Source organism: Bifidobacterium catenulatum subsp. kashiwanohense JCM 15439 = DSM 21854 (assembly GCF_001042615.1).
Classification (GTDB): Bacteria; Actinomycetota; Actinomycetes; order Actinomycetales; family Bifidobacteriaceae; genus Bifidobacterium; species Bifidobacterium catenulatum.
In genome coordinates, this window is record NZ_AP012327.1 from 293,278 (window position 1) to 308,332 (window position 15,055).

The 15,055-nt window shown below is 55.3% G+C and carries 14 protein-coding genes; 4 read left to right on the forward strand and 10 right to left on the reverse strand.

Annotation, left to right across the window (positions count from 1 at the left end; genetic code table 11):
* Positions 1-29: 29 nt before the first annotated feature.
* Positions 30-1,670 (reverse strand): cysteine--tRNA ligase, encoded by a 1,641-nt coding sequence (gene cysS / locus BBKW_RS01150; RefSeq protein ID WP_033500811.1) that lies wholly within the window; start codon positions 1,668-1,670, stop codon positions 30-32.
* A gap of 114 nt (positions 1,671-1,784) precedes the next feature.
* Between cysS and BBKW_RS01155 the strand changes: the two genes are divergently transcribed.
* The 3 genes from BBKW_RS01155 (at position 1,785) to BBKW_RS01165 (ending at position 5,600) form a co-directional block, all read left to right on the forward strand.
* Complete coding sequence (locus BBKW_RS01155) at positions 1,785-2,525, forward strand: type 1 glutamine amidotransferase (protein WP_033500812.1); 741 nt, start codon at positions 1,785-1,787, stop codon at positions 2,523-2,525.
* A 106-nt stretch (positions 2,526-2,631) separates the two neighbouring features.
* A complete protein-coding gene (locus BBKW_RS01160; RefSeq protein WP_033500733.1) occupies positions 2,632-4,812 on the forward strand; it encodes an ABC-F family ATP-binding cassette domain-containing protein in 2,181 nt (726 codons plus the stop codon).
* 356 nt (positions 4,813-5,168) lie between these two features.
* Positions 5,169-5,600, forward strand: coding sequence for a hypothetical protein (locus tag BBKW_RS01165; RefSeq protein ID WP_231858500.1), 432 nt, complete (start codon positions 5,169-5,171; stop codon positions 5,598-5,600).
* A gap of 70 nt (positions 5,601-5,670) precedes the next feature.
* On the opposite strand, the gene BBKW_RS01170 is transcribed toward BBKW_RS01165, so the two are convergent.
* The 8 genes from BBKW_RS01170 to coaD all read right to left on the reverse strand — a co-directional run bounded on the left by BBKW_RS01170 (position 5,671) and on the right by coaD (position 13,341).
* Positions 5,671-6,987 carry an ATP-binding protein gene (locus BBKW_RS01170; RefSeq protein ID WP_033500735.1) on the reverse strand — a complete coding sequence of 439 codons (1,317 nt, stop codon included), beginning with the start codon at positions 6,985-6,987 and terminating at the stop codon, positions 5,671-5,673.
* 243 nt (positions 6,988-7,230) lie between these two features.
* A complete protein-coding gene (ilvN, locus tag BBKW_RS01175; protein WP_033500736.1) occupies positions 7,231-7,779 on the reverse strand; it encodes an acetolactate synthase small subunit in 549 nt (182 codons plus the stop codon).
* A 45-nt stretch (positions 7,780-7,824) separates the two neighbouring features.
* Positions 7,825-9,696 carry an acetolactate synthase large subunit gene (locus tag BBKW_RS01180; protein WP_128832443.1) on the reverse strand — a complete coding sequence of 624 codons (1,872 nt, stop codon included), beginning with the start codon at positions 9,694-9,696 and terminating at the stop codon, positions 7,825-7,827.
* Between the two features lie 256 nt (positions 9,697-9,952).
* The gene (gene rnc, locus BBKW_RS01185) at positions 9,953-10,789 is read right to left on the reverse strand and encodes a ribonuclease III (protein ID WP_048349489.1); all 837 of its coding nucleotides are present in this window, start codon (positions 10,787-10,789) and stop codon (positions 9,953-9,955) included.
* A gap of 323 nt (positions 10,790-11,112) precedes the next feature.
* Entirely contained in the window at positions 11,113-11,307 is a 195-nt protein-coding gene (rpmF, locus tag BBKW_RS01190; protein WP_004220165.1) for a 50S ribosomal protein L32, read from the reverse strand.
* Between the two features lie 128 nt (positions 11,308-11,435).
* Entirely contained in the window at positions 11,436-12,062 is a 627-nt protein-coding gene (locus BBKW_RS01195) for a YceD family protein (RefSeq protein WP_033500738.1), read from the reverse strand.
* 14 nt (positions 12,063-12,076) lie between these two features.
* Positions 12,077-12,850 carry an ATP synthase subunit B family protein gene (locus tag BBKW_RS01200; protein ID WP_033500739.1) on the reverse strand — a complete coding sequence of 258 codons (774 nt, stop codon included), beginning with the start codon at positions 12,848-12,850 and terminating at the stop codon, positions 12,077-12,079.
* Positions 12,847-13,341 carry a pantetheine-phosphate adenylyltransferase gene (gene coaD, locus BBKW_RS01205; RefSeq protein ID WP_033500740.1) on the reverse strand — a complete coding sequence of 165 codons (495 nt, stop codon included), beginning with the start codon at positions 13,339-13,341 and terminating at the stop codon, positions 12,847-12,849. Before coaD ends, BBKW_RS01200 begins: the two co-directional genes overlap by 4 nt.
* Positions 13,342-13,458: 117 nt before the next feature.
* Here coaD and BBKW_RS01210 point away from each other — a divergent pair, with 117 nt between their 5' ends.
* Positions 13,459-13,785 carry a DUF3039 domain-containing protein gene (locus BBKW_RS01210; protein WP_033500741.1) on the forward strand — a complete coding sequence of 109 codons (327 nt, stop codon included), beginning with the start codon at positions 13,459-13,461 and terminating at the stop codon, positions 13,783-13,785.
* Positions 13,786-13,990: 205 nt separating this feature from the next.
* On the opposite strand, the gene BBKW_RS01215 is transcribed toward BBKW_RS01210, so the two are convergent.
* The gene (locus tag BBKW_RS01215) at positions 13,991-15,001 is read right to left on the reverse strand and encodes an aldo/keto reductase (protein WP_033500742.1); all 1,011 of its coding nucleotides are present in this window, start codon (positions 14,999-15,001) and stop codon (positions 13,991-13,993) included.
* Positions 15,002-15,055 lie beyond the last annotated feature (54 nt).

Here is a 15,055-nt window from a genome sequence, read left to right on the forward strand (position 1 = left end):
GCCAACGTTTTTTCAGAAGAGATGGGGGATTATTTGAGGGTCCAGGTGGGACCCTGAGGGGTGTCTTCGATAGTGATTCCGGCTGCGCCCAAGGCGTCACGGATGGCGTCGGCGCGGGCGAAATCCTTGGCCTTGCGGGCTTCGGCACGTTCCTCCAACTGTTCGGAAACCAAACGGTCAAGCGCAGTGTGCTCAGCGGAATCGGCACCGGCTCCGGCGCCGCCGGCCGCGCCTTCGCTTACCCACGGCTCCGCCAGCGGATCCAAGCCAAGCGTATCGAGCATCGCACGCACATTCACCAAAACAGCGCGAACTTCATCCTTCGCAACATCCGAATCAACACGATCGGCAAGCTTCGAAAGCAACGTGTTGCCGGAACGAATCGCCGTGAAAATCGCAGCGGAAGCACCGGAAACATTAATATCGTCGTTCATTGCGGCAACGAAATCAGCCGGCAGAGCATCGGCAGAAATCGAAACGATCTCTTCACGAGGCGGCTGCCCGCCGACGGCGGCACCGGCACGTTCAATGAAATTCGACACACGATCGTACGCGGACTGAGCCTCGGTCAACGTCTGATCCGACCATTCCAGCATGGAGCGATACTGCACGGAACCAAGCGCGTAACGCACCACCCAAGCGGAATTTTCCGCCAAAACCGCCGGCACGGATAAGCCGTTGCCCAGCGACTTCGACATCTTCTCACCCTTGGCGGTAACCCATGCGGAATGCATCCAACGAGCCGCCGAATCGTAACCGGCAGCACGAGTCTGCGCCATTTCGTTCTCATGGTGCGGGAAACGCAAGTCCAGCCCGCCGCCATGAATGTCGAACATATCCTTCAAATAGCGGTGGCTCATCGCCGAGCATTCAATATGCCAACCCGGGCGACCCGTGCCGAACGGAGTATTCCAACGCGCGTCAAGCGGATCGGAATCCTTCGGAGCCTTCCACAATGCGAAATCACGCGGATCATGCTTGTCTTCCGACATGTCCGCAGGATCAACCGGATTGTACTTGTCGTTGCCCGCATTGTCGACAGACGGACCCATGGCATCGGCCACTTCGGAAGCAGCATCAGCCACAGCGGTCTGCTTCTGATGCGTCAACTCGCCATAGTGCGGCCAGCTGGCAACGTCGAAATACACGTTGCCGGTCGGATTGCCGTTCTCGTCAGTCACCACGTAGCCGTGGCCATTGTCGATGATCTGCTTGATCAGATCGATCATGTCGATCATGTGGCCGGTCGCACGCGGCTCATACGTAGGCGGCTCAACACCCAATGTGTTGTAAGCCTCGGTGAACTCGCGCTCGTAAATGTACGCACGTTCCCACCACTGCTGACCGGCGGCCGCAGCCTTATCGAGAATCTTGTCGTCGATATCGGTGACGTTGCGCACGAACGTGACCTTGTAGCCCAAACGCTCGAACCAGCGACGCACCACGTCAAACGCGACAGCCGCACGAATATGGCCGATATGCGGCGAGCTTTGCACGGTGGCGCCACACACGTACATGCCGACCTGACCGGGCTTGATCGGCGTGAAATTCGACACGGCGTGTGATGCGGTGTCGTACAGCTTCAGATCGGCAGCAGCGCTCGCCACTGCGTCAACTGCGGTTGCGACGCTAGAAATGTTGATATTCTGCGGTTCTTGCGTGTTCGTCATAACCACGAGAGTATTGCCAGAATCGGACATGCATGCGAGATGAAAATGAACGGCAAAACGGATTTTGTTGGATTTGTGAACATCGTTTACGTAGGTGATGCAACAATAGAATGTATGACGCAATCGCAGGTGCTGATTTTGCAACACGTTCCGTGGGAGAGACCGGGACGCATTTTAGACAGTTTGGATGATTTGGGACTGCAGTATCAAATCATCAATGTTGCCAAGCAGAAGAAACCGGATTTGCCTGATTTTGGCGAGGTTTCCGGCGTGGTGATTATGGGTGGCCCGATGGGCGCGCTCGACTACGACAAGTATCCGGGATTAAAGGCCGAGGCCAAGCTTGCGCGGGCTGCGGTCAGCGTTGGCAAGCCGGTGTTGGGCGTGTGCCTAGGGCATCAGATCATCGCCACCGCGCTGGGGGCGAAGCTGAAGTCGGGAGAGGCGCCGGAAATCGGTTTTGCGCCGATTAAACGCATCGACAAGCATGATTATTTCTCGATGTGGAACAAAACCGTGGATGTGCTGCACTGGCATAACGACGTGGTGTCGTTGCCGGAGGGCGCGCAGCCATTGGCGCGATCCGAGAAGACCAAGGTGCAGGCGTTCCGTTTTGGTTCCGCTCTGGGCATGCAGTTCCACTTGGAGGTTACTCCTACGCTGTTGGAGGAGTGGCTTGACGAGTCAAGCATGGTCAAGGATCTAAAGGCTGCCGGCGGGTCGAAAGCGCAGTTGCGCGAGGCGTTCGCCGAATATAATCCACAGTTGCAGCCGCTCGCGGATCAGGTGTTTTCAAGCTTTGCCGCTCGTTGTAATTCGTATGAGCAGAGTTTGCTTCAGGCGCAGCAAGGCTGATTGCCGAGTTGCGTGCGGTTCCGATTGCTGCGTAGCGCTGGTGGCGATTCGCAAGTTGCGGCATTGCCTGCAGGTTTGGGAGATGTTCCCGCTACATTGGTGACTTATGCCGACTTATGATTTGGGACTTGAACACGTTTCGCTTGCTTTTGCGACCAAGAATATTTTCAACGATGTGACGCAGGGTGTTTTTGAAGGCGACCGCATCGGCATCGTCGGTAAGAACGGCGACGGCAAGTCCACGTTGTTGCATTTGTTCAGAGGCACGCAGGAGCCGGATGCCGGCCGCGTGACCATTCGCGGCGGGCTTACGTTCGGCATGCTCGACCAGCGTGACCCGCTCGACGACAACGCCACCGTGCGCGAAGCTGCGCTCGAAGGCCGTGAAGACTACGAATGGGCTGCGGAAACCAAGTCGCGCGAAATCGTCGAAGCATTGCTTGGCGGCATTAGCTTGGAAGCGAAAATCGGTTCGCTTTCCGGCGGTCAGCGTCGCCGCGCCGATTTGGCACGCCTGTTGCTCAAGGATTGGGATATTCTCGCTCTCGACGAGCCCACGAACCATTTGGATGTGGTGACCATTCACTGGCTGGCGGAACATTTAAAGAACCGTTGGCCGGCTGGATCTGGCGCGCTGCTGCTCGTCACCCACGACCGTTGGTTCCTCGACGAAGTGTGCGAATCCATGTGGGAGGTGCATGACGGCGAAATCGAGCCGTTTGAAGGCGGCTATTCCGCATACATGCTGCAGCGCGTGGAACGCGATCGCCAAGCCGACGTGCGTGAAACGAAGCGTCGCAATCTGGCTCGTAAGGAACTTGCCTGGCTTACCCGCGGCGCCCGCGCCCGTTCCACCAAACAGAAATTCCATGTGAAGGCCGCGCGTGAGCTCATCGCCGACGTACCTCCGGTACGCAATACGCTGGAATTGAAGCAAATGGCCACATCCCGCCTGGGCAAGCAGGTGGTTGACCTGATCGACGTGACGCAGATTTTCGAACATGTGCAAGGCGAGGCTGATATCGATCCTGACGTTGCCGAAATGGAAGCGTCGACATCACGCGTCGATGTGGTGCCGGCCATGTATGCCGAGCCGCAAGTGCATGGTTCCGTGGAAGTTGCCGTCGATGATCTGACTGATCCGCGATTGGTGGATGCCGGTGTTGCAGCGGCGCAAGTTGCTGCAGCTGCGAAAGAATCGCAAGAAATTCAGGAATCACAAGAAAATAACACTGATGATTCCGCAGAAGAAATTACTTCTGCAGCGCAAAAAATTACTGTTACCGGTCGTAAGATTCTTGATGACGTGACATGGCTGATTGGGCCTGGAGATCGTTTCGGCATCGTCGGTGCGAACGGTGCCGGAAAATCGACGTTATTGAAGATTCTTGACGGAACAATCACCCCTACTGTAGGTCATGTGAATATCGGCAAAACCGTGAAATTCGCGGTGCTTTCGCAGCGTCTCGACGAATTGGAGAAGCTCGGTAAATACAAGATCAAGGAAGTGCTGAGTCGTTACAAGCCGAGCTATATCGTGGACGGCAAGGAAACGACGCCGGGGCAGATGATGGAGCGTCTCGGTTTCGAGTCGGCGCAGCTGATGACGCCGATCAAAGACCTGTCGGGCGGTCAGAAGCGCCGTATGCAGTTGCTGCTGATTCTACTGGACGAGCCGAACGTGCTCATCATGGATGAGCCCGGCAACGATCTGGACACCGACATGCTCGCTGTGATGGAGGATCTGCTCGACACTTGGCCGGGCACGCTGATCGTGGTTTCGCACGATCGTTACCTGCTCGAACGCGTCACCGACCAGCAGTTCGCGCTGATCGGCGGCAAAGTGCGCCACCTGCCCGGTGGCGTGCAGGATTATCTGGACATGACTGAGGCCATCAAGAACGGCAAGGATCCGTTCGCGGATGAGAAGGCAGGTGCCGGCAAAGGTAAGAAGAGCGGTTCCGCTGGGACTGCCGGTTCCGCAACCGAAGGCACCGCAGGCAACTCCGCAAGCGGGTCTGTAACTGCTGAAGCCGCATCTTCTGCGCCTTCCGCACCGAAGCTTTCCGGCAAGGCCTTCCATGAAGTCTCCAAGCGCGTATCGGCAATCGAGCGCAAACTCGCCAAACTTGAGGATCAGAAAGCCGACCTTGAACAGCAGATGGCCGCGCACGACCCCAGCGACTACGAAGGTCTAGGCAAGCTCAACGAGCAGCTGCAGGCCGTTACGGACGAGTCCGAAGAACTCGAACTCGAATGGATGGAGCTTTCCGAACAGCTCGAGTAGCATTCGTATCGCCTGCGCCAATTACCGGATCGGGTGTGCATATTGTGGCGGCGGCGCAGTTCCTCCAGTGTTTCCGAATTACGCATAAAACTACTCTTCCATTACAACCCGCATCCAGTCCAGTGTTTCTGGTGAATGTTGACCATTCGTGCGACAGCGATGCGTGGCATTCCATGTGCCAATGTCATATTCTTGTTATTGCAGGAAACCTTAGCTGTTCTTGTCGGAGAGACCAATGGAGGTGCCTTATGAATCAAGTGATGCGAAGAAGCGTCTGTTGCTTGTTGTCCACCTTGTTGTTGTGGTCATGCGTTGGCTGCACGAAAGCCGTACATGGAAGTTCCGATGATAGCTCCGTGCAGAGAAGTAGCGAGAATGATGATGCCGCAAAACAGGCATATAAAGCATTTACTGTGGACGCTCTGGACCGTGTCGCCGTCGATGATCTCAATAACTCGGACAAACTGGTTCTAGTAAACAAGCTGGGGGCGAAATCCGTGCACGGCGATGGTGCTATTCCATTTGCCCAAAAAGTCGACGAAAACAATATGTATTATGTCGTTTCCATGTGCAAACAGAAGGAACAGGCTCCTTATTCGTTTGTCCTCTACAAAGATGGACAGCCACACACCCTAACCACTAGGGAATCCTGTACGTCTAATGGAGTGGAAACGGTCTCTCTTCCGGCGAAGAATTTCCCAGATGCCACCTCATTGTCCATTATCAACATCGGCAATACAGATCTTGTTGTTTCCGTATATGAAGTAAAGGAACACCATCATGAATAATTTCAGTCATAACGCTCCCTGTCGTGCTGCCATCATCATAGTTTGTGACATCACGATGAATGCTACTGGGCTAGTTGTTGCAAAACTGGCTCAGTAGGTAGATGGGGTAGTAGGTGATGTTGTGGTTGGTTTCGATGTTGCCGGGGCCGAAAACTAATCCTTGGCGAAGGTGATAACTTTCCTCTGCGAGCACATTATTAAGAGCCCGATGAACCTTGTAATTCTTTCCTGATTTCACCTCAATGGGAATGATATTGTCATTGCGATCTTGGACGAGAAAATCAAGTTCTCCTAAGCGCTTGCTGTTGTAATAATACAGATGAGAAAAACCGTGGGCGGTAAGTTCCTGGGCTACCACATTTTCGTAGATTGCTCCATAATTAACTTCGTCATCGCCGGCAAGAATATCAAGTGCGGTCGAGTTGAGATATGCGCCCGTGAGCAGACCAACATCGGAATAAAACAGTTTGAACAAATTACGTTCTTTAGACATTTCCAACGGTTTGCGAGGCTCGTCCACGTTGTATGCGGGAATGGCGACGTTCGCAGCGGCAAGCCAGTCAAAATCGTTGGCCACGGCTTGGAATCGCGTGTTTTTTTCGATTTTTGCGAACGTGAAACGCTTGTTGGGATTGTTGAGCTCACTTGGAACAAGGTCGTAAATAGAGCGAATATGCAGACGGTCCTCTTTGCGTGCGTACTGACTGATATCGCGACGATAACCTTGTTTGATATCTTCTTGTGCCTGACGAACGTCTATGAGACTGTTGTTTTGTGCAAACGATGCTACTGCAGCCGGCATGCCTCCAATAATCAGATATTTTCTGAATAAAGACATGAGATGTTCATGAATAAAATCATCCACTGGCTGTTTTTTCTCATAGCATTCCTTCAACATGTCGAAAATTTTTCCATCGACATTCTGTGACCAGCAGAATTCCTCAAAATCCAGAGGGAACATCATTACTTCGCTTTGATATCCAACTGGGACGGAGCGAACATCTTCAAGTTCGACTCCGAGTAAAGATCCTGACATGGCGAAATCATATCTGCCGTCATCCACAAGGAATTTGACGGCTGTTGCGGCTTCCTTGCATGCTTGGATTTCATCAAGAAAAATCAGCGTTTTCCCTGGAATAAAACGTTGGCCGGATGCCAGTTCCATGCGCATGAGCATGGTTGCTGCATCGCTGGGAGGGTTGAAGATACGTGCCGCATCCGGATTTTGAATGAAATTAAATTCCGCGAAACTCTCATAATGTTGGTCGGCGAATTCTCGAATGAGATAGGTTTTACCAACCTGCCTTGCGCCGGTTACGAGAAGCGCGGTGTGAGATGGGGCGTCATGCCAGGCTTGGAATTGCTTCAGTGCTTTTCTCTGTAGCATGATTGGCTCCTTCAATCGTTTATATTTCAATGATTTGCGAGTGGCTTCGGATTTCCATTATACACTTTTCCAACCGAAAACGATACCCCCGATTACACTTTTACAACCGATTGGGGGTATGAATTCTTGCGTTTTACAACCAGTAGAGGGTATAGATTCTTTCGTTCTCCAACAAAAAAGGCTTTCTCGCGGGAAAACGAGAAAGCCCTATAAGGTTTGCGGTGAGGTCGAATGCCGAATTGATCAGCGACCGGTGATCTCGGAGCCGAGCACCTTCTCGCTCAGCGCCTTCGGACCGCGGGTCACGGCCACCGCGCCGGAGCGGACCAGCTCGATGATGCCGTAATGCTCCAAAAGCCCCAGCAGCGCGTCGATCTTGCCTTCGGCGCCGGTGGCCTCGATGGTCAGCGATTCCGGATTCACATCGACCACGCGCACGCGGAACAGACGCACGATCTCAAGCACGTCGGAACGGTTGGATTCGTCGGCAGCCACCTTGATGAGCACCAGTTCGCGCTCCACAGTGGTGTTCGGATCCAAATCCACGATCTTCAACACATGCAGCAGCTTGTTGAGCTGCTTGATGATCTGCTCAAGCGGCACTTCATCCACTTCGGCAGTGACGGTGACGCGGGAAATGTCAGGGCGCTCGGTGGGGGAGACGGACAGTGAGTTGATGTTGAACGCACGACGGGCAAACAGGCCGGCAATACGCGCCAGCACGCCCGGACGGTTCTCGACGAGCACAGAAAGCGTATGGCGCTTGGAGCCCGGCTGAGATGCAGGATACATTGGTAGACCCTTCCTTACTACTTACTCGTTTGCTCGTTTGCTCGTTTACTCGTTGTCAGCAGCGGCCTTCGGACGCTGCAGCGGCTTGCTTCCGGGCATATAGATGACATTGTCGTTGGAATCGCCAGCTGCGACCATCGGCCACACCATAGCGTCCTTCCACACGCGGAAGTCGATAAGCACCGGGCGATCGTTGATTTCGTTGGCCTTCTTGATCGCTTCAATGGCTTCTTCTTCCGTGAACGCGCGCATGCCGACGCAACCGTACGCTTCGGCAAGCTTCACGAAATCAGGAACATCCACGATTTCCGGCGTATTCTCGCCATCCATCAGATTGGTGGCGGAATAATGCTCACCGTAGAACAAGGTCTGCCACTGACGAACCATGCCATACACGGAATTGTTCAGCAGTGCGATTTTGACTGGCGTGTGATCGTGGAACGCGGTTGCCAGTTCTTCAGAAGTCATCTGGAAGGAACCGTCACCGTCAATCAGCCACACCGGCTTCTCGCCCTCATGGAAACGTTCGGAACCAACACGAGCGCCGATGGCGGCCGGCAGTCCGTAACCCATGGTGCCAAGGCCGCCGGAGCTCAGCCAAGAATGCGGCTTCTCGAAATCGATGAGCTGCGTAGCCCACATCTGATGTTGGCCCACACCGGTAACCCAAATCGTGTCAGGATCAGCCAGGTCGGAAAGCTGCTTGATGACCCACTGCGGAGCGAGCGAGCCATCGGTCGGCTCATCCCACTTGATCGGGTACTTTTCACGCCAATCGTTGATAATCTCCCACCAATGCGAAGTGTCAGGCTTGCCATGCACAGCCTGCTCGCGCTTGATTTCCGGAATGAGATCCTTCAGCACGGTTGCCACATCGCCAACGATCGGCACATCCGGCTGACGGTTCTTGCCGATTTCCGCCGGATCGATATCAATGTGAATCACACGTGCACCCGGAGCGAAAGCGTCAAGCTTGCCGGTTACACGATCGTCGAAACGGGCACCGATCGCAACAAGCAGATCGCAACGCTGTACGGCGCCGGTAGCGGCGATCGTGCCATGCATGCCAAGCATGCCGAGCACCTTCGGATCGGAATCAGGCACAACACCGCGTGCGGGCAGCGTGGTGACGATCGGAGCGTTCGTGACTTCCGCCAGCTCCTGCACGAGCTTGCCGGCATCGGAACGGGCCGCGCCGCCGCCCACATACAGCACCGGACGGTACGACTGCTCGAACAGCTTCGCAGCGTCGGAAAGCACACGGCCGTGAGCCTTCGTGGTGGGGTTGTAGCCGGGCAGAATCATGCGCTGCGGCCACGAATAGTACATATCGCCGATCTGTGCGGTTTTGGTGATGTCAACCACCACCGGGCCGGGGCGGCCGGAACGTGCCACATAGTGCGCTTCGGCCAGCACGCGCGGAATATCTTGCGCACGCGTGACCAGATAGGAGTGCTTGACCACTGGGTAGGTTGCGCCGACGATATCGGCTTCCTGGAAGGCGTCGGTGCCAATGGCGTTCACGCCAACCTGGCCGGTGATGACTACCATCGGCACGGAATCCATGTTCGCGTCGGCGATCGGGGTGATCATGTTCGTGGCGCCCGGGCCGGACGTGACGATGCATACGCCGACCTGACCAGTCGATACGGCATAGCCTTCAGCCGCATGACCTGCGGCCTGTTCGTGGCGCATCAGCACAAAACGGAAACTGGTTTCATCGTTGATCGCATCGTATACCGGCAGAATCGCGCCGCCTGGAACGCCGAAAACATCCTTGACGCCCAAATCTTCCAGCGAACGTACCAGCGCTTCGGCGCCGGTCATCTTCTCGCCGTCAACAATGGTCTGCTTTTCAATGGTTGCGGCTGCCTTGGGCATGCCGCTGAATGCCTGCAGGGGCGTAGGTAACACCATGTTCCCTCTCATATTCGCTCGTGGAACTTTCTTACGGGGTGTGCTGCCGCGTTTCGGTGCACGCAATCAGCCGAACCCTATCATCGGAAAGCGGCGCAATCGCTTGTGGCGACTTGCGAATCGCAATCCTTCGCTAATAATCAGTCTATGCTATCGGCTGACAGGAGAATATGCCGGATTCGTGCCATATTCTGGCGTATTGCGTTCCGCGGCGGTATGAGAGGGCGGATTTGCGGCCGCTTGTTGGCTGTTTTGGCTACTTGTTGGCGCTTTCGCTGCTTCCGCCGTTGCTGCCGTTACTTTCGCCGCCGCTGTGCTTGTGATGATGTTTGCGATGCTTACGGACGTTTTGTGTTTCAGGCTTGCGATTGTCCAGCGCCTTCCAACCTTCTTCGGCTGCGGCGAGTTGCGCCTTGCGCTTGCTGGTGCCTGTGCCGGTGCTGATTATTTCGTCGCTTTCGCCCAGCATGACGTTCGCAGTGAACACTTGCGCATATTCCGGACCGGAAACCGACATCTGGTAACGAGGTTCGCCGAAGCCCATTCCATGCGCTTTGACGGTAAGCGAGGTTTTCCAATCGAGGGCTGGGCCTTCCGTCGCGACTTCCGCAAGCGTTTCGTCAACAAGATGATGCACAACGCGACGTGCCTCGTCAATGCCATGCTGAATGAACGTTGCACCGATCAACGATTCGACGATATCGCACAGAATCGAGCTTTTACCAGCGCCGCCCTGATCGCTTTCGCCATGACCGAGCAGAATGTATGGGCCTGCATTGAGCTTTTCGCGAGCGATTTTGCTCAAGGATTCCTCGGAAACTGCTTTCGCGCGCATCTTCGCAAGCTGCCCCTCGTTCATGTCGGGGTGCGCCTTGTACAGGGTTTCCGTGGAGACGAGCTCAAGCACGGCGTCTCCAAGGAATTCCAAACGTTCGTAGTTTTTTGCGCCCGGATTCTCGTGCGAGAAGGATCGATGGGTGAGCGCTTCGACCAGCAGGTCGGGCTCGAGCGTGGTGCCAAGTGCTTCAAGCAATGCGTTGGCGGTCATTTCGCCTTCGGAAACGGCGGATGCGGCGGTGTTGTTCTGGGTCATAATCGTCCTCGGTTTCGTAGTGGGTATGCGGCGGCGAAGCTCGCCGCGCTGTTCGGGACGTTGCGTACGTGGCAACAAGCCAGCAAATCTGGCCGATTGCTATGCAAACAACGATCTCATTCAGTCTACTCTCCGCCCATGTCGAGGCGGAAATGCAGGGAAATGCGTGGATATTCGGTGGATGCGATACTCGGCGGATGCGAGGTGGGATGGTCAGGTGAGTGCAAATGGCATATGGCCAAGTGCGAGCCTGAAATATACAAAAACCCTGCCACCCGTCGATGGCAGGGTTTTAATGCTTTATGCCGTTACTCGACAGCCACTCACTTGGTGTGGATGGAGCGGACAGCCTCGCGGTACACGCGGCCACGGTAGGCGCCGCAGCTCGGGCAGGCCATGTGCGGCAGCGCCGGAGCGCCACAGTTCGGGCAGGTAACGGTCTGGGCGGCCTTGGCCTTCCAGTTTGCGCGGCGAGAATGAGTATTCGCGCGCGAGGTCTTGTACTTAGGCAGTGCCATTGTGTTTCCTCTGTTTCGTTCGAACGATTGAGCTTAAGCGTTCAGTATCTTAACTTGTGCTCCGTACAAACTGCAAAACCCAAGCAAAATCCGAACGAAACCCAAGCGAAATCAATTCTGCTTGCAGTCTATTCGTTGCCTTCCAGCTGGGCCTTCAACCCCTCCAAAGCGGCAAAACGAATATCGGTCACATCATGATGATGGTTCGGTTCCTCGTTCAAATCGGCACCGCACTGCGAGCACAATCCCAAACAATCCGGCTTGCACAACGGCTGCAGCGGCAGTTCCTCAACCAGCGTGTCGCGCAGCAAAGCCTCGATATCGGCCCAGGAGCCGCCTTCAAGCAGCGGATACGAATCTTCCGACTCGTCTTCGCCGGCAATAATGTCGACTTCCTCTTCCTTGGCGCTGCCCTTGCCATTTTTGCCGCCCTTACCGGACGCAACGTTTGCGGACTTGTCTTCATACGGGAAGAACGAGGTGACGTTCACCGTCCAATCGCGCTTGATCGGTTTCAAGCAACGGGTGCATTCCGCATGCACGGGGGCGCTGATGCGGGCGTTGAAAATCAAGCCGTCAACAATCGAATCAAACGATCCGACAACAGCAACGTCAGCACCTTCTTCAACGCCGACGATCTCATCGCCGATGCCGCTCGGCGCGGGGAAAGTCGCGTCGATCTCCTTGCTTTGCCCGGCTCGCGAGGCGACCTGCGCCACGGAAATCGCCCACGGGGAATCTTCGATACGTGCCATGTTCAGCCTTCCATTCAGCTTTCCGGATAGTCGTTTGCGTCAAGATGCGGCACATGCGTGCCCGCTTCGCGCTGGCGATCATACAGTACGTTTAATCCCGCCTGCACGTCGTTGCCAAGCTTGCCGAGCTGCTGTTGCAGCGTTTCCATCACCGTGGTGCAGTATTTGTCGGCTCCCTGCGTGAGATGGTCGGCCTTGGCTTGCGCTTGGTCGAGAATAGCACGCGCCTTCTGCCGCGCCAGTTCGGTCACGTTTTCCTGACCGGCGAGGAATTGCGCCTGCTCGTTGGCCTCGCGTATCGTGTCTGCCGCACGCGATTGCGCCGAAGCGACGATGGCGTTGGCTTGCGTCTGCGCGCTTTCCAAACGTCGTTCCGACTCGCGCATCAACGCCGAGGCGCGTTCCAGCTGCACCGGCATCATTTTCTTCAACTGGTCGAGCTGTTCGGTGAATTCGTCGCGGTCGACGCGCACATTGCCAGGGAAGAACAGTATCGGTTTCGCTTCGTCCAATGCCGATTCGAGTTTGTCGATAATGTCGTACACGGTGGTGAATTCGTCGCGGCTCAGATTGTCGGAATCGGTCAACGGCGCGTTGGGGTTGAACGTGTTGCGCAAATCCGGCAGATCAGACATGGAAATCAACGGTTCGACTGGCTCGGTGGCGCGTTTCGTGGCTTGCGCCTTCTGACCGGACTGGGCCGTTCGATCGGTTGGGCGTTCAGCGGTCACGTCGTCGTCAAACTGGCTGCCGGCCGGATCGTACGCATTTGTTTCTTCACCCATCATGCCCTCTTTTCATTGTTAAGCGCTTCTCCGAGCAGCGGAATCACGCAATCGGGCACCATGCCGGTCACATCGCCGCCGTGACGTGCCACATCTTTCACAATCGAACTGGAAATATGTTCCAAATCGGGCGCCGCCGGCAAAAACAGCGTTTCCACATCGGCGAGTTTGCGATTGACCAACGCCATACCCAACTCAGCCTCATAATCGCCATTCTGGCGAAGCCCCTTCACGATGACCGTCGCGCCGACCTTCTTGCAATAGTCAGTAATCAATCCGGTTGTTGAAGCAACCTTGATATTGCGGTAATTCCGCTCTTCAAGCGCCTTACGGATAATTTCAACGCGGGTCTCTTCGGAAAACATCGGTGTTTTCGCCGCGTTCACTGCCACCACAACATGCACTTCATCGAAAAAACGTGCGCAACGTTCGATGACGTCCAAATGTCCGGCGGTCACTGGGTCGTACGACCCGGGGCAAACTGCAATTGTCATAGCTTCAAGCGTACCGCGATTGCGTGAAATTACGCGAAGTGTCGGCGAATATGTGGGTTTTCATGGCTATGATGGAGGCAGTGGTGCCGCGGTTGCGGCGTATTTGAGGAGTTGATTATGGCATGTTCGATGTTCGATGATCGCGACGGCTTCATTGACGAGGCTGATCCGGTCTCGCCGCTTTCCAATCCCGACGCGGGTGCCGGCACTGCGGTGCTGGAACGCCCCGAAGAGGAGACGAAGTTGGATGATGGCGGCAATGGCGATGCGGATCGTTTCGCGCACTATGTTTCGCGCGATCGCATTGCCGAGTCCCGTCGCACCGGCCGGCCGGTGGTGGCGTTGTGCGGCAAGGTGTGGGTGCCGAAGCGTGATCCTTCGCAGTTCCCGGTATGCCCGGATTGCAAGCGTATCTACGATGAAATGATGAATTCCAATTTCTAATCGTTTTCTCGTCGTTTTTTCTCGCCGTATGGTGATTGTGGAATTTCATTGAAATTTCTGAAGATTGCCGAAAGCGATTATATATAAAAAATCTGCCGAGATGGTCTCTGTATCGAAATTGCTTTTCGATAATTCAGATTGTCTCGGCAGATTTTTATTGCTGTCGCGTTGTATTGTCGGCTTGCCTTTTTTGAAATATCCGCGTTTATCGCAACGAAATCTCGTCGATGCGACGCAGTTCCTCATCGCTGAACGTGGTGTTCTTCAATGCGCCGATGTTGTCGAGCAGCTGCTGCGGACGGGATGCGCCGACAAGTACGGAGGTCACGTAACCGTCGTGCAGCAGCCAGGCGAGCGCCATTTCGGCAAGCGTCTGACCACGTTCGGCGGCAATGTCGTTCAGGTCGCGGATCTGCTGCAGGCGTTCTGGCGTCAACGCGCTTTCCTTGAGGAAGCGGCCGTCATGTGCGATGCGGCTGTCTGCGGGCACGCCGTTGAGATAGCGGTTCGTGAGCAGACCCTGTTCGAGCGGCGAGAACGTGATGAGTCCCTTGCCGAGCTTTTTGGCGGTTTCCTTCAGTCCGTTACGTTCCACAGTGCGGTCGAAAATGTTGTAGCGGTTCTGGTTGATGATGAACGGCACGCGCAGCTCATCGAGGATTGCGGTGGCCTTTTCGAGCGTCGGGCCGTCGTAGTTGCTCAAGCCTACGTACAGCGCTTTGCCGCTTTGCACGGCGGTTGCCAGCGCTCCCATGGTTTCTTCGAGCGGCGTGGAGGAATCCATGTGGTGATGGTAGAAAATGTCGACGTAGTCAAGGCCGAGACGTTCGAGGCTCTGATCGAGAGAGGCGAGCAGATATTTGCGGCTGCCGAGATCGCCGTAGGGGCCGAGCCACATTTCGTAGCCGGCTTTGGTGCTGATGATCAGTTCGTCGCGATGATGATGGAAATATTCGTGCAACAGACGGCCGCAATTCTTTTCCGCGCTGCCCGGTTCGGGACCGTAATTGTTGGCGAGGTCGAAATGCGTGATGCCATTGTCGAATGCGGTGAACACAATGCCGCGCATGGTGGCATATGGTGTAATATCGCCGAAATTATGCCAAAAACCGAGCGAAACCGCTGGAAGTTTCAGACCGCTCGCACCCACATGGTTGTAGGTCATGGAGTCGTATCGGGTAGGTGACGGCGTGTAGACGGTGGTCGGTTCGAGCATTGTTCCTCCTTGAAAACTTTTGCATATTCCGCTGTGCGCTGTGTTGCTTGAGTT

What these genes read in the sequence shown, in the direction of transcription:
- BBKW_RS01200 (WP_033500739.1), bottom strand. Translation starts at nt 12,850, where the DNA reads ATGATGGGTGAAGAAACAAATGCGTACGATCCGGCCGGCAGCCAGTTT.
- cysS (WP_033500811.1), bottom strand. Translation starts at nt 1,670, where the DNA reads ATGACGAACACGCAAGAACCGCAGAATATCAACATTTCTAGCGTCGCA.
- coaD (WP_033500740.1), bottom strand. Translation starts at nt 13,341, where the DNA reads ATGACAATTGCAGTTTGCCCCGGGTCGTACGACCCAGTGACCGCCGGA.
- BBKW_RS01170 (WP_033500735.1), bottom strand. Translation starts at nt 6,987, where the DNA reads ATGCTACAGAGAAAAGCACTGAAGCAATTCCAAGCCTGGCATGACGCC.
- BBKW_RS01160 (WP_033500733.1), top strand. Translation starts at nt 2,632, where the DNA reads ATGCCGACTTATGATTTGGGACTTGAACACGTTTCGCTTGCTTTTGCG.
- BBKW_RS01210 (WP_033500741.1), top strand. Translation starts at nt 13,459, where the DNA reads ATGGCATGTTCGATGTTCGATGATCGCGACGGCTTCATTGACGAGGCT.
- BBKW_RS01155 (WP_033500812.1), top strand. Translation starts at nt 1,785, where the DNA reads ATGACGCAATCGCAGGTGCTGATTTTGCAACACGTTCCGTGGGAGAGA.
- ilvN (WP_033500736.1), bottom strand. Translation starts at nt 7,779, where the DNA reads ATGTATCCTGCATCTCAGCCGGGCTCCAAGCGCCATACGCTTTCTGTG.
- rnc (WP_048349489.1), bottom strand. Translation starts at nt 10,789, where the DNA reads ATGACCCAGAACAACACCGCCGCATCCGCCGTTTCCGAAGGCGAAATG.
- BBKW_RS01195 (WP_033500738.1), bottom strand. Translation starts at nt 12,062, where the DNA reads ATGGCACGTATCGAAGATTCCCCGTGGGCGATTTCCGTGGCGCAGGTC.
- rpmF (WP_004220165.1), bottom strand. Translation starts at nt 11,307, where the DNA reads ATGGCACTGCCTAAGTACAAGACCTCGCGCGCGAATACTCATTCTCGC.
- BBKW_RS01180 (WP_128832443.1), bottom strand. Translation starts at nt 9,696, where the DNA reads ATGGTGTTACCTACGCCCCTGCAGGCATTCAGCGGCATGCCCAAGGCA.
- BBKW_RS01215 (WP_033500742.1), bottom strand. Translation starts at nt 15,001, where the DNA reads ATGCTCGAACCGACCACCGTCTACACGCCGTCACCTACCCGATACGAC.